The following is a 17,378-nucleotide window of genomic DNA, read 5'->3' on the forward strand; positions in this document are numbered from 1 at the left end:
GCGCGCAGGGCGCGGGGAAACATCAGCACGACCGGGGGGAAGAGGGGGGACGCAATGCCTCGTTGGAAGGCCTTGCCCGATGAGCTCGATCCGCAGATCAGGGAGTTCACCAGCCAGTTGCGCAGGCTCGTGGACCGCAGCGGGCTGAGCATCGCGTCGGTGGCGGACCGCACGGGCTACAGCAAGACGTCCTGGGAGCGTTATCTGAACGGCCGGCTGCTCGCGCCGAAGGGCGCCGTCGTGGCCCTGGCCGAGGTCACCGGCACCAATCCGCTGCACCTGACCACCATGTGGGAGCTCGCCGAACGCGCCTGGAGCCGCTCGGAGATGCGGCACGACATGACGATGGAGGCCATACGGATCTCCCAGGCGCGCGCGGCGCTGGGGGAGTTCGGCGGGCAGGACTTCGGCGACGCCGCGCGCGCGTCCGGTGGCGGCACGGCGGCCTCCCCGGGCGGCCGGCCCGCCCGCCGCGGCGGCAGCGCCACGGTCACGCCGGGGATCGCGGGTCCCGCCGGGGTCGCGCCGAGCGTGCCGGTGCAGCCCACCGCGCCCGAGGTGCAGGACTCCACCGGAAGCGCTCCGCGCGAGGGCGGCCGGGGCGGGGCGGGCGACGTCAACTCCTGGGGGCTGGCCGGGTACAAGGGGCCGTCGCCGGCCGGCCGCCCGGCGGGCGCCGGTGACGGCACGGGCGGCCGGTCCGGCTCCGGCCCCGCGAGCCCCTCCACGCCCTCCGGCGACCGCTCCCGTCCGGCCGACGCCGGCGCGTCCGGTGAACCCCCGCAGGACGCCGTCCCCGCCGGGGCCCGGCCGGCCGACGGGGCCGCACCGGCCGCCGGCAGGCGCCGGACCGCGACCTTCGTCGCGGCCGCCGTGGGTGTGCTCGTGGTGATCGCCGGCGCCCTCTACCTGACCGGGGGCGGAGGGGACGACGAGGCGCGCGAGGGCGGCGCGTCGCCGTCCCCGACCGCCACGGCCAAGGCACAGCTGCCGCCCGGCGTGAAGTGCAGCGGCGACAGCTGCGCGGGCAAGGACGCGGAGAACATGGGGTGCAGCGGCGACCGGGTCACCACGGCCACGACCGCGACCGTCGGCACGACCGTCGTGGAGGTCCGCTACAGCGAGACCTGCAAGGCGGCCTGGGGCCGGATCACCGGGGCCGCGCAGGGCGACGAGGTCAAGATCAGCGCGGGCGGGAGGAAGCAGTCCGGGAGCATCACCGCGACCGGCGACACCATCGCGTACACCCCGATGGTCCCGGTGCGGAGCGCCGCCGACGCCAAGGCGTGCGCGACCCTGGCAGCGGGCGGCCGGGGCTGCACGAAGTAGACGCGGGAGCGCGTTCGGGTCCGGGTCCCGGTGGTGGCGCGCGGGGGAGTGCGTCCGGGTCCGGGTCCCGGTGGTGGAGCGCGGGGGAGTGCGTCCGGGCCCCAATCCCCGGAGGTGACGCGGGGGGAGTGCGTCCGGGTCCCGGTCCCGGTGGTGACGTGCGGGGGAGCGCATCCGGGCCCCATCCCGGAGGTGACGCACGGGAGAGTGCGTCCGGGCCCCGATCCCGGAGGTGACGCCCGGCAGCGCGGCCGGGCCCCGGGCAGGGAAGTGGCCGGAAATGTGCCCGGGGCGGGCATGGGCCGGGCGGATCGGGGCAGGCGGAGCGTACCCCCACGGGAGTCCGGCTCGGTCGGTTCCCCCTCCTGCGGCCGCCTTCGTCCTCCTCTCCCGGACGGGCGGCCGCTTCCCGTGCGGGCCGGGGGAGGGGTTGTGGGCCGGGCCACACCGACCCGGCGGCCCGGGATCCCGGGAGCGCGATAGCCTGACCGCTGGTCGGATCTCTTGACGCCAAGAGATCGATCACATGTCCGGGGCAGGGACCCCGCCCCTACCGCCAGCTGTCATACGGAGAACGCCATGACCCGCACTCCCGTGAACGTCACCGTCACCGGCGCGGCCGGCCAGATCGGTTACGCCCTGCTCTTCCGCATCGCCTCCGGTCAGCTGCTCGGCGCGGACGTGCCGGTGAAGCTGCGCCTCCTCGAGATCACGCCGGCGCTGAAGGCGGCCGAGGGCACGGCCATGGAGCTGGACGACTGCGCGTTCCCGCTCCTCCAGGGCATCGAGATCACCGACGACCCGAACGTCGCCTTCGACGGCACCAACGTCGGCCTGCTCGTCGGCGCCCGCCCCCGCACCAAGGGCATGGAGCGCGGCGACCTGCTGGAGGCCAACGGCGGCATCTTCAAGCCGCAGGGCAAGGCCATCAACGACCACGCCGCGGACGACGTGCGGATCCTGGTCGTCGGCAACCCGGCCAACACCAACGCCCTCATCGCCCAGGCCGCCGCGCCGGACGTCCCGGCCGAGCGGTTCACGGCCATGACCCGCCTGGACCACAACCGCGCCCTGACGCAGCTGTCGAAGAAGACCGGCACCCCGGTCTCCGAGATCAGGAAGCTGACGATCTGGGGCAACCACTCCGCCACGCAGTACCCGGACATCTTCCACGCGACCGTCGCCGGCAAGAACGCCGCCGAGGTCGTCAACGACGAGAAGTGGCTGGCCGAGGACTTCATCCCGACGGTCGCCAAGCGCGGTGCCGCCATCATCGAGGCCCGCGGCGCCTCCTCGGCCGCCTCCGCCGCCAACGCCGCCATCGACCACGTCTACTCGTGGGTCAACGGCACCGCCGAGGGCGACTGGGTCTCCATGGGCATCCCGTCGGACGGCTCCTACGGCGTCCCGGAGGGCCTGATCTCCTCCTTCCCCGTCACCTGCAAGGACGGCAAGTACGAGATCGTCCAGGGCCTGGACATCAACGAGTTCTCGCGCACCCGCATCGACGCCTCCGTCAAGGAGCTCGAGGAGGAGCGCGAGGCGGTCCGCGCCCTCGGCCTCATCTGACACCCCGGCCCATCCGGGCCGACCGCTTCCTCCGCGCAGGCCCCGCACCGGTTCCCCGGTGCGGGGCCTGCACGCGTTCCCGTTCCTTTCCGGCCACACCCGGGTGCAGGCGATCGCCGGACGTTATGCCCTGGTTTGCCCACATCTCCCGTGACACAGCGCACTTTCGGTCGCGCAGGCGCATGCAATCCAGGGAGTCGGGCAGGCGAACTCGGTCCCTTAGTGACACGTATGTGACACAGGGACGCTGATCAGGAACGGAAGGCGAAGAGCGATCATGGCGGAAAGTACCGAACTTCAGGCGCGCGAAACCATCCATGCGGGAGGAGAGTGGCGGGCCGCCCTCTCCGGGGACACGCGCGCGATCATCGACCCCGCGGACGCCGTGCCCTTCGCCCTCGTCGCGGAGGGGGACGAGAAGGACGCCGACCTGGCCGTCGCCGCGGCCCGGCAGGCGTTCGACGAGGGCACGTGGCCGCGCACCCCCGTCGCCGAGCGTGCCGCGCTGCTGCGCCGCGTCGCCGACCTCCTCGTGCGCGACCGCGACGAACTCGGGCGGCTGGAGGCCCAGGACGCGGGCAAGACCGTCGAGGAGGGCCGCGTCGACATCGACTGCGTCGCCGACGCCTTCCGCTACTTCGCCGACCTGGTGGCGGGCGAGGCCCCGGGCCGGGTCGTGGACGCCGGCTCGCCGGACGTCCACAGCGTCGTCGTGCACGAGCCGGTCGGCGTCTGCGCGATGATCACGCCCTGGAACTACCCGCTGCTCCAGGCCAGTTGGAAGATCGCCCCGGCCCTCGCCGCCGGCAACACCTTCGTCGTCAAGCCCAGCGAGATCACGCCGATGACCACCGTCGCGCTGATCGACCTGCTCGTCGAGGCCGGACTGCCCGCCGGTGTCGCCAACCTCGTGACCGGGCCCGGCCATTCGGTCGGCGCGCGCCTGTCCGAGCACCCCGACGTCGACCTGATCTCCTTCACCGGCGGACTGGTCAGCGGCACCAAGGTCGCCCAGGCCGCCGCACCCACCGTGAAGAAGGTCGCCCTCGAACTCGGCGGCAAGAACCCCAACGTCGTCTTCGCCGACGCCTGCGCCACCGAGGAGGGCTTCGACACCGCCGTCGACCAGGCCCTCAACGCCGCCTTCATCCACAGCGGCCAGGTCTGCTCGGCCGGTGCCCGCCTCATCGTCGAGGAGTCCGTGCGCGAGCGGTTCGTCGCCGAACTCGCCCGCCGCGCCGGGAAGATCCGTCTCGGCCGTGGCACCGGCGACGGCGTGGAATGCGGCCCGCTCGTCTCCGAGCAGCAGCGCGCCAAGGTCGAGGCGTACGTCGCCTCCGCCCTCGAGGAGGGCGCGGTGCTGCGCTGCGGCGGCAAGCGCCCCGAACCGTCCCCCGAGCGCCCGGAGAACGGCTACTTCTACGAGCCGACCGTCCTCGACCACTGCCACCGCGAGATGCGCGTCGTGCGCGAGGAGGTCTTCGGGCCGGTCCTCACCGTCGAGACCTTCCGCACCGAGGACGAGGCCGTCGCGCTGGCCAACGACACCGAGTACGGGCTCGCGGGCGGCGTCTGGACCGCCGACCCGGGCCGGGCCCGCCGCGTCGCCGGCCGGCTGCGCCACGGCACCATCTGGATCAACGACTTCCACCCCTACCTGCCGCAGGCGGAGTGGGGCGGCTTCGGCAAGAGCGGCGTGGGCCGCGAACTGGGCCCGGCCGGGCTCGCCGAGTACCGAGAGGCCAAGCACGTCTACCAGAACCTCGCGCCCAAGCCGGTGCGCTGGTTCGCCGGCTGAGCGGACCGGGGCACCCGCGCCCCGCCGGCCTGTCCCGACCCGACGTCCTTCCGCTCCGGTGCCCCCACGAGACCGGCGGCCCGGCGAACGGCGGCCCCCCGAGCGGCAGTCCCCCTCACGGACGGCCCCGCGAACGACGGCTCACACGGCTCCGCACCCTGTCCCCGACGAGCACACTCGTCCCGGCTCTCCTGGAGTACCACCCTCATGTCCGACCACACCCATGAATTCGACTACGTCGTCATAGGCGGCGGAACAGCAGGTTCCGTGATCGCCTCCCGACTCACCGAGAACCCCGACGTCACCGTCGCCGTCATCGAGGGCGGACCCAGCGACGTCGGCCGCGACGACGTGCTGACCCTGCGCCGCTGGATGGGCCTGCTGGGCGGCGAACTCGACTACGACTACCCGACCACCGAACAGCCCCGCGGCAACTCGCACATCCGGCACAGCCGCGCCCGCGTCCTGGGCGGCTGCTCCTCCCACAACACCCTGATCGCCTTCAAGCCGCTGCCCGCCGACTGGGACGAGTGGGAGGCCGCCGGCGCCGAGGGCTGGGGCGCGGTGCAGATGGAGGCCTACTTCGCCCGGCTGCTCAACAACATCGTCCCGGTCGACGAGAAGGACCGGAACGCCATCGCCCGCGACTTCGTCGACGCGGCCCAGGAGGCACTCGGCGTCCCGCGGGTGGAGGGCTTCAACAAGAAGCCGTTCACCGAGGGCGTCGGCTTCTTCGACCTCGCCTACCACCCCGAGAACAACAAGCGGTCCTCCGCGTCGGTGGCCTACCTCCACCCGGTGATGGACGAGCGGCCCAACCTGACACTCCTGCTGGAGACCTGGGCGTACAAGCTCCAGCTGGACGGCAACCGCGCCGAGGGCGTGCACGTGCGCACCAAGGACGGCGAGGAGATCCTCGTCAAGGCGCGCAACGAGGTGCTGCTGTGCGCCGGGGCCGTCGACTCGCCCCGGCTGCTGATGCACTCCGGCATCGGCCCCAAGGCCGACCTGGAGAAGCTCGGCATCCCCGTCACGCACGACCTGCCGGGCGTCGGCGAGAACCTGCTCGACCACCCCGAGTCGGTCATCGTCTGGGAGACGAACGGCCCCCTCCCGGAGAACTCCGCGATGGACTCCGACGCGGGCCTGTTCGTGCGGCGCGACCCCGAACTCCCGCACCCGGACCTGATGTTCCACTTCTACCAGATCCCCTTCACCGACAACCCGGAGCGACTGGGCTACCGGCGGCCCGAGTTCGGCGTCTCCATGACCCCGAACATCCCCAAGCCGAAGAGCCGCGGACGCCTCTACCTCACCAGCGCCGACCCCGACGTCAAGCCCGCCCTGGACTTCCGCTACTTCACCGACGAGGACGACTACGACGGCCGCACCCTCGTCGACGGCATCCGGATCGCCCGTGAGATAGCGAAGACCGAGCCGCTGGCCGGCTGGCTCAAGCGCGAGGTGGCCCCCGGCCCGGACGTCACCGGCGACGAGGAGCTCGGCGAGTACGCCCGCAAGGTCGCCCACACCGTCTACCACCCCGCCGGGACGTGCAGGATGGGCGCCGCAGACGACCAGCAGGCCGTCGTCGACCCCGAGCTGCGCGTGCGCGGCCTGGAGGGCATCCGCATCGCCGACGCCTCCGTCTTCCCCACCATGACCACCGTGAACCCCATGATCGGCGTGCTCATGGTCGGGGAGCGTGCCGCCGAGCTGATCGGTGGTGGTTCCCGATGACCGCGACCCTCGAACCCCCCACGGAGCAGACCATGGACACCACGCCCGTCTTCTCGGTGGAGGGACTGTGGAAGGTGTTCGGCCCGAAGGCCGAGCGCATCCCCGCCGACCCGGAACTCACCGCCCTCGACCCGGCCGAGCTGCGCTCGCGCACCGGCTGCACGGCCGCCGTCCGGGACGTCACCTTCGACGTGCGCAAGGGCGAGGTCTTCGTCGTCATGGGCCTGTCCGGCTCCGGCAAGTCCACCCTGGTGCGCTGCCTGACCCGGCTCATCGAGCCCACGGCCGGCACCATCGCCATCGACGGCGAGGACGTGCGCGCCATGGACCGCTCCCGGCTGCGCGAACTGCGGCGCCACCGCGCCGCCATGGTCTTCCAGCACTTCGGCCTGCTGCCGCACCGCACGGTCCTCGACAACGTCGCCTACGGCCTGGAGATCCAGGGCATGGGCAAGGCCGAGCGGCGCGAGCGGGCCGCGGAGGTCGTCGCCAAGGTCGGCCTGGAGGGCATGGAGCACCGCCGCCCCGGCCAGCTCTCCGGCGGCCAGCGGCAGCGCGTCGGCCTGGCCCGCGCCCTCGCCGTCGACCCCGAGGTCCTGCTGTTCGACGAGCCGTTCAGCGCGCTCGACCCGCTGATCCGGCGCGAGATGCAGGAGGAGGTGGTCCGGCTGCACCACGAGGAGGGCCGCACGATGGTCTTCATCACCCACGACCTCCAGGAGGCCCTCAAGCTCGGCGACCGCATCGCGCTGATGCGCGACGGCCGGGTCGTGCAGCTCGGCACCCCCGAGGAGATCGTCGGCGCGCCCGCCGACGACTACGTCCGCGAGTTCGTCCGCGACGTCCCGCGCGAGCAGGTCATGACCGTCCGCACCGCCATGCGCCGCCCCACGGCCGGCCAGGACGGCAGCGGTCCCGCGCTGCGGCCCGAGGCGACGGTCTCCGAGGCGATCGAGGCGGTCGCCCGCGCCGGTGCACCGGCCCGCGTCGTGGACCAGGGCCGCTGCGTCGGCGTGGTCGACTCCGACACGCTCCTCGGTGTGGTCGCCGGCACGGAGCAGCCCGCTCCACCGGGGACGGAGCAGCCCAAGGAGGCGGTGTGATGGCCACGCTCACCGCGAACCCGCCGCGCGCGGGCCTGCCCGGACTGCTGAGGAACCCGACCGTGCGCAAGCTCCTGCTGCTCGCGGTCGCCGCGGCCGTCCTCGTGCCGCTCGCGAACGCCCGCTGGGCGAGCGGCACCTGGCCGGGCGCCCTGACCGTCGACCTGTCCGAGCCGCTCGCCAGGACCAGCGACTGGATCATCGACAACCGCGACAGCCACCCGCTGTTCCTCTACTTCTTCGGCCACGTCAGCAACGTCGTCGTCCTCGCCGTCCGCGCCGTCTACCTCACCCTCCTCGCCGTCGGCTGGGCCGGGGTCACCGCCCTGGGCGCCCTGGTCGCCTGGCGGGTCGCCGGGGTGAGGCTGGCGCTCGGCACGGCCGTCGCCTTCCTCGCCTGCGGACTGCTCGGCATGTGGGTGCCGACCATGCAGACGCTCGCCCTGATGGTGGTCGCCGTCCTCGCCTCGATCGTCGTGGGCGTGCTGCTCGGGCTCGCCGCCGGGCTGTCCGACCGGATGGACCGCGTCCTGCGCCCGGTGCTGGACACCATGCAGGTGCTGCCTGCCTTCGCCTACCTGCTGCCCGTCGTCCTCGTCTTCGGCATCGGCGTCCCCGCGGCGGTCCTGGCCACCGTCGTCTACGCCGCCCCGCCCATGGCCCGGCTGACCTCGCTCGGACTGCGCGGCGCCGACAAGGAGGTGCTGGAGGCCGTCGAGTCGCTCGGCGCCACCGCCCGCCAGCGGCTGCTGACCGCGCGGATCCCGCTGGCCCGCAAGGAACTCCTCCTCGGCGTCAACCAGACGATCATGATGGCGCTGTCCATGGCCGTCATCGCGGCCGTCATCGGCGCGGGCGGTCTCGGTGACCGCGTCTACCAGGCCCTGGCCTCCGTCGACGTCGGTGCCGCGCTCGCCGCCGGCATCCCGATCGTGCTGCTGGCCGTCGTCCTGGACCGGGTCACCGGCGCGGCGGGGGAGAGGCTCGGCGCCGACCCCGAGCCGCACAGCGGACGCGGCTGGCTGTACGCCCTCGCCGGCGTCGTCGCCGTGGCGGTCGCCGGACGGCTCGCCGGCCGCCTCGACTGGCCCGACGCCTGGGTCGTCGGCATCGCCGAGCCCGTCAACCGCGCCGTCGACTGGATGACCGCCCACCTGTACTCCGGCGTCCCCGTCATCGGCGGCACCGCCGACTGGGCCGGCCACTTCACCACGTGGGTCCTGGACCCGATGCGCGACGGCCTGCAGTGGCTGCCCTGGTGGGCGGTCCTCCTCGCCGTCGCCGCCCTGGCCTGGGTCATCGGCACCTGGCGCACCGCCCTGACGGCCGTCCTCGCCATGGCCGCCATCGGCGTCCTCGGCGTGTGGAAGCCTTCCCTCGACACCCTCTCGCAGGTCCTCGCGGCCGTCGCCGTCACCCTCGTCGTCGGCTTCGCCGTCGGTATCGCCGCGGCGCGCAGCGACCGGCTGGAGCGAGCCCTGCGGCCCGTGCTCGACGTGTTCCAGACGATGCCGCAGTTCGTGTACCTCATTCCGGTCGTCGCCCTGTTCGGCGTCGGCCGCGCCCCGGCCGTCGCCGCCGCGATCGTCTACGCCCTGCCGGCCGTCGTCCGCATCACCACCCAGGGCCTGCGCCAGGTCGACCCCGCCGCCCTGGAGTCCTCCCGTTCGCTCGGCGCGACCAGCTGGCAGCAGCTGCGGCAGGTGCAGCTCCCGCTGGCCCGCCCGGCGCTGCTGCTCGCCGTCAACCAGGGCCTCGTCCTGGTCCTCGCCGTCGTCGTCATCGGCGGCCTGGTCGGCGGCGGTGCCCTCGGCTACGACGTGGTCTTCGGCCTCGCCCAGGGCGACCTGGCGACCGGTCTGGTGGCCGGCGGCGCGATCGTCTGCCTCGGCCTGATGCTCGACCGGGTGACCCAGCCCACCGAACGCCGCGCGAGGAAGGGAGCCTGACATGCGCGTCCGTACCACTGCCGCGATCGCCGCGGTGAGTTCCCTGGCGCTGCTCACCGGCTGCGGTGCCGCCGACATGACCAAGCAGGCCTCGCCCTTCGCCAACGCGCAGGGTGCTAGGACCGTGACCCTGTCCGTGCAGTCCTGGGTGGGCGCCCAGTCCAACGTGGCCGTCGCCCAGTACCTCCTGGAGCACGAGCTGGGCTACCGCGTCGACACCGTCCAGGTCGACGAGGTGCCCGCCTGGGACGCCCTCAGCCAGGGCCGCGTCGACGCGCTCCTGGAGGACTGGGGCCATCCCGAGCAGGAACAGCGCTACGTCAAGGACAAGAAGACGATCGCGCCCGGCGGCGAACTCGGCGTCACCGGCCACATCGGCTGGTTCGTCCCGACGTATCTCGCCGAGCAGCACCCGGACATCACGAACTGGAAGAACCTCGACAAGTACGCCGACCTCTTCCGCACCCCGGAGAGCGGCAGCAAGGGCCAGCTGATGGACGGCTCGCCGTCCTACGTCACCAACGACAAGGCGCTGGTGAAGAACCTGAAGCTGGACTACCAGGTGGTGTTCGCCGGCTCCGAGGCGGCGCAGATCACGCAGATGAAGCAGTTCGCCAAGGAGAAGAAGCCCTTCCTGACCTACTGGTACTCGCCGCAGTGGCTCTTCGAGAAGGTCCCGATGACCGAGGTGAAGCTGCCGCCGTACAAGGAGGGCTGCGACGCCGACCCGGAGAAGGTCGCCTGCGCCTATCCGCACACCCCGCTCCAGAAGTACCTCAACGCGGACTTCGCGAAGAAGGGCGGCAAGGCGGCGGCCTTCCTGAAGAAGTTCAGGTGGACGACCGAGGACCAGAACGAGGTCTCCCTGATGATCGCCGACAAGAAGATGTCCCCCGAGGACGCGGCGAAGAAGTGGGTGGACAGCCACGAGTCCACCTGGAGGAAGTGGCTGTCCTGAGCCCGCCTACGCCAGGAGCCCGTCGGCGATCTCCCGCAGGGCGCGGGCGGCACGCCGCTGGAGTCCCGGCCCGAAGGTGATCCGGGTGGCCCCTCGTGCGCCGAGTTCGGCGGGCGAGGGGCCGCCGTCGGCGGGCGCCACGGCATTGATCGGCCCCTGGATCCCGGCGCGCAGCAGCGGCAGCACCTCGGGCGGCGCGCCGATCGGGTACACGCAGTCGGCCCCGGCGGCGACGTACAGCGCGGCCCGCTCGATGGCCCGGTCCGGGTCGCCCACCCCGCGGAGGAAGGTGTCCACGCGCGCGTTGAGGAACAGCCGGTCCCCGGCCGCATCCCGCACCCCGGCCAGCCAGTCGGCGTGCGCGCGCGGGTCCTTCAGCTCCCCGGCCTCGGAGTCCTCCAGGTTGCAGCCGACCGCGCCCGTCTCCAGCAGCCGCTCCACCAGCTCCTTCGGCGCCAGCCCGTACCCGCCCTCGACGTCCGCCGACACGGGCACCTCGACGGCCCGGACGATCCGGGCGACCGCGGCGAACATCTCAGCCGCGGGGACCTGCCCGTCCTCGTACCCCAGACCGGCGGCCACCCCGGCACTGGGGTCGCCAGCGCCGGGAACCCGGCCTCCTCGAAGACCCGGGCGCTGGCCGCGTCCCAGGGCCCGGGCAGCACCAGCGGATCACCGGGCGCCCTGTGGTGGTGCAGGGCGCGGAACGCCTCGGCAGCGGTCACTTGTACTGCCCGGGCCGGTAGTGCCCCGGCGCCATCCGGCAGGTCACGCCGAAGCGGTTCCAGGCGTTGATCACCGTGATCGCGGCGACGACCTGGGCCAGCTCGGCCTCGCCGAAGTGCTTCGCCGCCCGCTCGTAGACCTCGTCCGGCACGAAACCGTCGGTCAGCACGGTCACGGCCTCCGTCAGCTCCAGCGCCGCGATCTCCTTGGCGGTGTAGAAGTGCCGCGACTCCTCCCACGCGCCGAGCTGCACGATCCGCTCGACGCTCTCGCCCGCGGCGAGGGCGTCCTTGGTGTGCATGTCGAGGCAGAAGGCGCAGTGGTTGATCTGGGAGGCGCGGATCTTCACCAGCTCGTACAGCGTGGGATCCAGGCCCTTGCGGGCGGCGGTGTCCAGCCGGACCATCGCCTTGTAGACCTCGGGCGCGTGCTTGGCCCATTCCAGCCGGGCGGGCTGCTCGGGGGTGTACTCCACGGGGGCCGTGTCGTCGGTGTGCGTCGTCATGCCGTCGACCCTAGGCAGCAGGCAGCCCAGGAGTATGGTCCATTTCCATGGCGGAACCCTGGGCCACTTTGGGCATCGACCTGCATCTGGAACCGACCGGGCCGGGCCTGCGGCGCGGGCTGACCGGCGCCCTGCGCGAGGCGGTGCGCTCCGGACGGCTGGCCCCCGGCACCCGGCTGCCCTCCTCCCGCGCGCTCGCCGCCGACCTCGGCATCGCGCGCAACACGGTCGCCGACGCCTACGCCGACCTGGTCGCCGAGGGCTGGCTCACGGCCCGGCAGGGCTCGGGGACCCGGGTCGCCACGGGAGCCCCGGCCGCGCCCGCCCGGCCGCCGGGGCGGACACCGCCCGCCCCGCCGTCCGGCACGGCGGCGCACGCCCAGCCCCGTGCGCGCAGCCGCCCTGTCTACGACCTGCGCCCGGGCAGCCCGGACCTCGCGTCCTTCCCCCGGGCGGAGTGGCTCAGGGCGGCCCGCCGGGCCCTCGCCGCGGCCCCCTACCACGCCCTCGACTACGGGGACCCGCGTGGACGCCCCGAGCTGCGGGCCGCACTCGCCGGGTACCTGTCCCGGGCCCGGGGCGTGCGCGCCGACCCCGAACGGATCGTGGTGTGCGCCGGGTTCGCGCACGCGCTGCGGCTGCTCGGCACGGTCCTGCGCGCCCGCGGAGCCCGGACGGTGGCGGTGGAGTCGTACGGCCTGGACGCGCACCGGGACCTGCTGACCGGCGCCGGGCTGGCCACCACGCCGCTGCCGTTCGACGCGCGGGGCACCGACCCGGCCGCGGTCCCCGGTGCCGACGCGGTCCTCCTCACGCCGGCCCACCAGTTCCCCATGGGCGTACCGCTGCACCGCGACCGCCGGGCGGCCGTCGTCGAGCTGGCGCGGCGCACCGGCGCGCTGGTCCTGGAGGACGACTACGACGGCGAGTTCCGCTACGACCGGCAGCCCGTGGGCGCGCTCCAGGGCCTCGACCCCGACCGGGTGGCCTACCTCGGCACGGCGAGCAAGTCCCTGGCGCCCGGGCTGCGGCTGGCCTGGGCCGTGCTGCCGCCGGACCTGGCCGGGGAGGTCGCCGCGGCCAAGGGCGACGTCGACACCTGCGGCGCGCTCGACCAGCTGACCCTGGCCGAGTTCCTCACCTCCGGCGCCTACGACCGGCACGTGCGGGCCGCCCGCCTGCGCTACCGGCGCCGCCGGGACGCCCTGGTCGCCGCCGTCGCGGCCCGGGCCCCGCAGGCCCGGGTCACCGGCATCGCGGCCGGTCTGCACGTGCTGCTGCGGCTGCCGCCCGGTGCGGAGCAGTCGGTGGTCCAGGCGGCCAACTGGCGTGGCCTGGCCCTGCACGGCCTGGCCCGCTACCGCGACCCCGCGGCCCGCGTGGAGCCGCTCGACGCCCTGGTCGTCGGCTACGGCACCCCGCCCGACCACGCCTGGTCGGGCGCCCTGGACGCCCTGTGCGCAACCCTGCCGGGCTGACGCCACGCGGGCGTCGGCGCGGGCCCGGTGTTCCTCAGGGCCGTCGTCCTCCCGCGTCCCCACCACCGGCCGCCCCCTGCTCGGCCGGCCCCCGTGCCGCCCCCTGCTCGGGCTCCACCGGCGCCTCCCCGAAGCGTGACAGGGCCAGCGCGCCCGCCACCGCCACCGCGAAGCCGAGGATCGCCAGCCAGCCCAGGCCCGGGCGGGTGCGGTCGCCGAGCCAGATCACGCCGATCAGCGCGGGCGCCACCGTCTCGCCCAGCACCAGCCCCGCGGTCGCCGTCGTCACCGAGCCCCGCTGGAGCGCCGAGGTCAGCAGCAGGAACGCGGCGCCGCCGCCCAGCAGCAGCGCGTAGAACGCGGGGTTGGTGAACAGCGCCGCGGGCGTCAGCCCGTCGATGAGGCGTACCGCCACCTCCACCACCCCGAAACCCAGCCCGGCCCCGAGACCGAGCGCCAGGGCGCGCCCGCGCTCCGGGAGCCGCCCGCCCGCCGCACCCAGCAGCAGCACCCCGGCCGCCGCCCCGAGCAGCGCCCACTTCAGCCAGGCCGGCCCGGTCTCGTCGCCCTCCTCCCCGGACGCCAGCCCCAGCAGTGCCAGCCCGGCGCACACGACGCCGACCGCCGTCCACTCCAGCCGGCTCAGCCGCACCTTCAGCAGCCGCGCGGCGACCACGGCCGTCACCGCCAGGCTCGCCGCCAGCGCCGCCCCGACGGCGTAGATCGGCACCGAGCGAAGCGCCAGGATCTGCAGCACGAACCCGAGCCCGTCCAGCGCCAGCCCGGCCAGATACCGCCACTGCCGCAGCGCCCGCCACAGCAGCGCCACGTCCCCGCCGGGGCCGCTCGCCGCGGCGGCCCGGGCGGCGATCGCCTGCAGCACCGTCGCCGTACCGAAGCACACCGCCGCACCAAGGGCGCAAACCATTCCAAAGATCACGTATCGACAGTAGGACAGCGGCCGGAAGCAGGGGGGCATGCGCGCCCGCCCGCGAAGTTCTCTAGGCTGACCGCTCGTCAGTGCACAACGGGGAGAATCACAGGGGGATCGCACATGGCCGAGACACGACGACGGCTGCGCTCCAGCACGGTGGTCCTGGGCGGCATGGGGGTCCTCGCGGCCGCCCTGTCCGCCTGCGGCTCCGACCCCGACCGCCGCTGCGTGGACCGCGACAGCTACGACTACCTCAACGGCTACAAGGTCGTCGCCGACAAGAACTGCACGTCCGCCGGCTCCTCGTCCGGCAAGGGCCGCAAGATCGGCAAGAGCAGGGACGCCGACTGGTACTACGACGCCGACGTGAGCAACGGCTGGGCCGACGACGGCACCTTCAGCCGCAGCGAGGCCGTCGACCGGGGCGGCTTCGGCTGCTCGGGCGGCAGCAGCGGCGGCTGACGGGCACCGGGAGGATGGAACGCCGCACGATCACCCCGCGCCCCGACTGGCAGCGCACCGTCGAGGACCAGGGCCTGATCTACCCGCTGACCCGCTACCCCGACGGTTCCCTGCGCCCCTACTGGGACGAGAGCGCCTACTACGTCTTCGGCCTGCCGGAGGTCGAGGCGCTGGAGGAGGTCGTCGAGGAGCTGCACCGCATGTGCCTGGCCGCCGCCGGGCACATCGTCGCCGAGGACCGCTTCGCGGATCTGGGCATCACCGATCCCCGGGTGGCCCGCGCGGTCGCCGAGGCCTGGCACCGCCGAGCCGAACTGCCGTCCGTGTACGGCCGGTTCGACCTGCGCTACGACGGCACCGGCCCGGCCAAGCTGCTGGAGTACAACGCCGACACCCCCACCTCGCTGGTCGAGGCCGCGTCCCCGCAGTGGTTCTGGATGGAGGAGCGCTTCCCCGGCGCCGACCAGTGGAACTCCCTGCACGAACGCCTCGTCGGGGCGTGGAAGAAGCAGGCGGCCCTCCTCCCGCCGGGCAGCCCCCTGTACTTCGCCCACTCCTCCGCCGACGAACTCGGCGAGGACCTGATGACGGTCGCCTACCTGAAGGAGACCGCCGAGCAGGCCGGCCTGGAGACCGACTGGATCTCCGTGGAGGAGATCGGCTGGGACCGCCTCTCCCGCCGCTTCGTCGACCTGCGCCTGCGCTTCATCCGCAGCGTCTTCAAGCTCTACCCCTGGGAGTGGCTCACCACCGACCGCTTCGCCGACCACGTCCTGGACACCCTGGACAACGGCGGCGGCACCGGCTCCACGCTGTGGATCGAGCCCGCCTGGAAGATGCTCCTCAGCAACAAGGCCCTCCTGGCGATCCTGTGGGAGCTCTACCCGGACCACCCGAACCTGCTCCCCGCCCACCTGGACGGACCCCGTGACCTGACCGCCACCGGCTGGGTCGCCAAGCCGCTGCTGGGCCGCGAGGGCGCGGGCGTCACCGTCCACGAGCCCGGATCCACCCCAGCCCTCCGGGACGAGCCCTGCTGCTACCAGCAGCTCGCCCCCCTCCCGGACTTCGACGGCAACCGCGTGGTCCTGGGCGCCTGGGTGGTGGAGGACGAGTCGGCGGGCCTGGGCATCCGCGAGTCCTCGGGCCTGGTCACGGACGAGTACGCGCGGTTCCTGCCCCACGTGATCCTCTGAGCGGGGGTGGGCCGACGCCTTCGGCGCGGGGCCACCCGGTAGGCTGACCGAGGGCCGTGACTGGCGCGCTGGGATGGACGAACCATCGGGGAGCGGCCCGAGCAGGACAGAGCCGTGCGCCTGGGCCGTACCGTGAACGCCGAACGCAACGTCCCGGAGGTCCACACATGCCCGCCGAGCCCCTCTCCACCGCTTCCACCGCCTACCGCGCCGCCCTCGACGTGATCCGCGCGGTCGAGCCCCGCGTGGCGGACGCCATCGGCCAGGAGGTCGCCGACCAGCGCGAGATGCTCAAGCTGATCGCCTCCGAGAACTACGCCTCCCCGGCCACCCTCCTGGCCATGGGCAACTGGTTCAGCGACAAGTACGCCGAGGGCACGATCGGCCGCCGCTTCTACGCCGGCTGCCGCAACGTCGACACCGTCGAGTCCCTGGCCGCCGAACACGCCAAGGAGCTCTTCGGCGCCCGCCACGCCTACGTCCAGCCGCACTCCGGGATCGACGCCAACCTCGTCGCCTTCTGGGCCGTGCTCGGCGCCCGCGTCGAGGTGCCCTTCCTGGAGAAGACCGGCGTCCGGCAGATCAACGACCTGACCGACGCCGACTGGGCCGAACTGCGCCAGGCCTTCGGCAACCAGCGGATGCTCGGCATGTCCCTCGACGCCGGCGGCCACCTCACCCACGGCTTCCGCCCGAACATCTCCGGCAAGATGTTCGACCAGCGCTCCTACGGCACCGACCCGGCCACCGGCCTGATCGACTACGAGGCGCTGCGCGCGCAGGCCCGCACGTTCAAGCCGCTGATCATCGTCGCGGGTTACTCGGCCTATCCCCGTCTCGTGAACTTCCGGATCATGCGCGAGATCGCCGACGAGGTCGGCGCGACCCTCATGGTCGACATGGCGCACTTCGCCGGCCTGGTCGCGGGCAAGGTCCTCACCGGCGACTTCGACCCGGTCCCGCACGCCCAGATCGTCACCACGACCACCCACAAGTCGCTGCGCGGCCCGCGCGGCGGCATGGTGCTGTGCGACGACTCGCTGAAGGACCAGGTCGACCGCGGCTGCCCGATGGTCCTCGGCGGCCCGCTGCCGCACGTGATGGCCGCCAAGGCGGTCGCCCTCGCGGAGGCCCGCCAGGAGTCCTTCCGCGACTACGCCCAGCGCATCGTCGACAACTCCCGCGCCCTCGCCGAGGGCCTGATGCGCCGCGGCGCGACCCTGGTCACCGGGGGCACCGACAACCACCTGAACCTGATCGACGTGGCCTCCTCCTACGGCCTCACCGGCCGCCAGGCCGAGGCCGCGCTGCTGGAGTCGGGCATCGTCACCAACCGCAACGCGATCCCCGCCGACCCGAACGGCGCCTGGTACACCTCGGGCATCCGCATCGGCACGCCCGCGCTCACCACCCGCGGCCTGGGCACGGCGGAGATGGACGAGGTGGCCGGCCTGATCGACCGCGTGCTCACCGCCACCGAGGCGGGCACCACCAAGTCGGGCGCCCCCTCCAAGGCGGCCCACGTCCTCGACGCGAAGGTGGCGGACGAGATCTCCCAGCGCGCCACGGACCTGGTCGCCGGCTTCCCGCTGTACCCGGAGATCGACCTGGGCTGAGGCCCCGCCCCGGCC

The 17,378-nt window shown here is 73.4% G+C and carries 13 protein-coding genes, 1 pseudogene and 1 riboswitch; of the genes and pseudogenes, 11 read left to right on the forward strand and 3 right to left on the reverse strand.

Annotated elements, in window-relative coordinates; genetic code table 11:
- Nucleotides 1-72: 72 nt before the first annotated feature.
- From ACZ6ZN_RS14530 to ACZ6ZN_RS14560, 7 genes are all read left to right on the forward strand, one after another.
- Nucleotides 73-1,329, forward strand: a complete 1,257-nt coding sequence (locus ACZ6ZN_RS14530) for a helix-turn-helix domain-containing protein (protein WP_469646170.1) — start codon at nt 73-75, stop codon at nt 1,327-1,329.
- Nucleotides 1,330-1,908: 579 nt separating this feature from the next.
- Nucleotides 1,909-2,898, forward strand: coding sequence for a malate dehydrogenase (locus ACZ6ZN_RS14535; protein WP_398106945.1), 990 nt, complete (start codon nt 1,909-1,911; stop codon nt 2,896-2,898).
- A gap of 277 nt (nt 2,899-3,175) precedes the next feature.
- Nucleotides 3,176-4,696, forward strand: coding sequence for an aldehyde dehydrogenase family protein (locus tag ACZ6ZN_RS14540; protein ID WP_469646173.1), 1,521 nt, complete (start codon nt 3,176-3,178; stop codon nt 4,694-4,696).
- Nucleotides 4,697-4,903: 207 nt separating this feature from the next.
- Nucleotides 4,904-6,436: a GMC family oxidoreductase gene (locus tag ACZ6ZN_RS14545; protein WP_398106943.1), complete on the forward strand. Its 1,533-nt coding sequence runs from the start codon at nt 4,904-4,906 to the stop codon at nt 6,434-6,436.
- A complete protein-coding gene (locus tag ACZ6ZN_RS14550; RefSeq protein ID WP_398106942.1) occupies nt 6,433-7,539 on the forward strand; it encodes a glycine betaine/L-proline ABC transporter ATP-binding protein in 1,107 nt (368 codons plus the stop codon). Before ACZ6ZN_RS14545 ends, ACZ6ZN_RS14550 begins: the two co-directional genes overlap by 4 nt.
- Nucleotides 7,539-9,488 carry an ABC transporter permease gene (locus tag ACZ6ZN_RS14555; RefSeq protein ID WP_469646175.1) on the forward strand — a complete coding sequence of 650 codons (1,950 nt, stop codon included), beginning with the start codon at nt 7,539-7,541 and terminating at the stop codon, nt 9,486-9,488. The genes ACZ6ZN_RS14550 and ACZ6ZN_RS14555 overlap by 1 nt, the downstream gene beginning before the upstream one ends.
- A gap of 1 nt (nt 9,489) precedes the next feature.
- Nucleotides 9,490-10,446 carry an ABC transporter substrate-binding protein gene (locus ACZ6ZN_RS14560; RefSeq protein ID WP_451876578.1) on the forward strand — a complete coding sequence of 319 codons (957 nt, stop codon included), beginning with the start codon at nt 9,490-9,492 and terminating at the stop codon, nt 10,444-10,446.
- 6 nt (nt 10,447-10,452) lie between these two features.
- Here the strand turns inward: ACZ6ZN_RS14560 and ACZ6ZN_RS14565 are convergent.
- Both ACZ6ZN_RS14565 and ACZ6ZN_RS14570 read right to left on the reverse strand, forming a co-directional pair.
- Nucleotides 10,453-11,171 (reverse strand): annotated as a pseudogene (locus tag ACZ6ZN_RS14565) (isocitrate lyase/PEP mutase family protein).
- A complete protein-coding gene (locus ACZ6ZN_RS14570) occupies nt 11,168-11,677 on the reverse strand; it encodes a carboxymuconolactone decarboxylase family protein (protein ID WP_451876580.1) in 510 nt (169 codons plus the stop codon). The pseudogene ACZ6ZN_RS14565 and the gene ACZ6ZN_RS14570 overlap by 4 nt, the downstream one beginning before the upstream one ends.
- Nucleotides 11,678-11,724: 47 nt before the next feature.
- On the opposite strand from ACZ6ZN_RS14570, the gene pdxR reads away from it, so the two are divergent.
- Nucleotides 11,725-13,155: a MocR-like pyridoxine biosynthesis transcription factor PdxR gene (gene pdxR, locus ACZ6ZN_RS14575; protein ID WP_469646179.1), complete on the forward strand. Its 1,431-nt coding sequence runs from the start codon at nt 11,725-11,727 to the stop codon at nt 13,153-13,155.
- A 34-nt stretch (nt 13,156-13,189) separates the two neighbouring features.
- On the opposite strand, the gene ACZ6ZN_RS14580 is transcribed toward pdxR, so the two are convergent.
- Nucleotides 13,190-14,083 carry a DMT family protein gene (locus ACZ6ZN_RS14580; RefSeq protein ID WP_469646907.1) on the reverse strand — a complete coding sequence of 298 codons (894 nt, stop codon included), beginning with the start codon at nt 14,081-14,083 and terminating at the stop codon, nt 13,190-13,192.
- A gap of 126 nt (nt 14,084-14,209) precedes the next feature.
- On the opposite strand from ACZ6ZN_RS14580, the gene ACZ6ZN_RS14585 reads away from it, so the two are divergent.
- From ACZ6ZN_RS14585 to ACZ6ZN_RS14595, 3 genes are all read left to right on the forward strand, one after another.
- Nucleotides 14,210-14,551 carry a hypothetical protein gene (locus ACZ6ZN_RS14585; protein WP_451876582.1) on the forward strand — a complete coding sequence of 114 codons (342 nt, stop codon included), beginning with the start codon at nt 14,210-14,212 and terminating at the stop codon, nt 14,549-14,551.
- Nucleotides 14,552-14,565: 14 nt separating this feature from the next.
- A complete protein-coding gene (locus ACZ6ZN_RS14590) occupies nt 14,566-15,747 on the forward strand; it encodes a glutathionylspermidine synthase family protein (RefSeq protein ID WP_451876583.1) in 1,182 nt (393 codons plus the stop codon).
- A gap of 46 nt (nt 15,748-15,793) precedes the next feature.
- A riboswitch (ZMP/ZTP riboswitch) is annotated at nt 15,794-15,880 on the forward strand.
- A 34-nt stretch (nt 15,881-15,914) separates the two neighbouring features.
- Nucleotides 15,915-17,363 carry a glycine hydroxymethyltransferase gene (locus ACZ6ZN_RS14595; RefSeq protein WP_469646183.1) on the forward strand — a complete coding sequence of 483 codons (1,449 nt, stop codon included), beginning with the start codon at nt 15,915-15,917 and terminating at the stop codon, nt 17,361-17,363.
- The last annotated feature ends 15 nt before the right edge of the window (nt 17,364-17,378 follow it).

The organism is Streptomyces sp. NPDC053665 (assembly GCF_055585285.1).

Excerpts from the sequence above, each read along its gene's own strand:
- ACZ6ZN_RS14535 (WP_398106945.1), top strand. The coding sequence starts at position 1,909 with ATGACCCGCACTCCCGTGAACGTCACCGTCACCGGCGCGGCCGGCCAG.
- ACZ6ZN_RS14540 (WP_469646173.1), top strand. The coding sequence starts at position 3,176 with ATGGCGGAAAGTACCGAACTTCAGGCGCGCGAAACCATCCATGCGGGA.
- ACZ6ZN_RS14545 (WP_398106943.1), top strand. The coding sequence starts at position 4,904 with ATGTCCGACCACACCCATGAATTCGACTACGTCGTCATAGGCGGCGGA.
- ACZ6ZN_RS14550 (WP_398106942.1), top strand. The coding sequence starts at position 6,433 with ATGACCGCGACCCTCGAACCCCCCACGGAGCAGACCATGGACACCACG.
- ACZ6ZN_RS14555 (WP_469646175.1), top strand. The coding sequence starts at position 7,539 with ATGGCCACGCTCACCGCGAACCCGCCGCGCGCGGGCCTGCCCGGACTG.
- ACZ6ZN_RS14560 (WP_451876578.1), top strand. The coding sequence starts at position 9,490 with ATGCGCGTCCGTACCACTGCCGCGATCGCCGCGGTGAGTTCCCTGGCG.
- ACZ6ZN_RS14570 (WP_451876580.1), bottom strand. The coding sequence starts at position 11,677 with ATGACGACGCACACCGACGACACGGCCCCCGTGGAGTACACCCCCGAG.
- pdxR (WP_469646179.1), top strand. The coding sequence starts at position 11,725 with ATGGCGGAACCCTGGGCCACTTTGGGCATCGACCTGCATCTGGAACCG.
- ACZ6ZN_RS14580 (WP_469646907.1), bottom strand. The coding sequence starts at position 14,083 with ATGGTTTGCGCCCTTGGTGCGGCGGTGTGCTTCGGTACGGCGACGGTG.
- ACZ6ZN_RS14585 (WP_451876582.1), top strand. The coding sequence starts at position 14,210 with ATGGCCGAGACACGACGACGGCTGCGCTCCAGCACGGTGGTCCTGGGC.
- ACZ6ZN_RS14590 (WP_451876583.1), top strand. The coding sequence starts at position 14,566 with ATGGAACGCCGCACGATCACCCCGCGCCCCGACTGGCAGCGCACCGTC.
- ACZ6ZN_RS14595 (WP_469646183.1), top strand. The coding sequence starts at position 15,915 with ATGCCCGCCGAGCCCCTCTCCACCGCTTCCACCGCCTACCGCGCCGCC.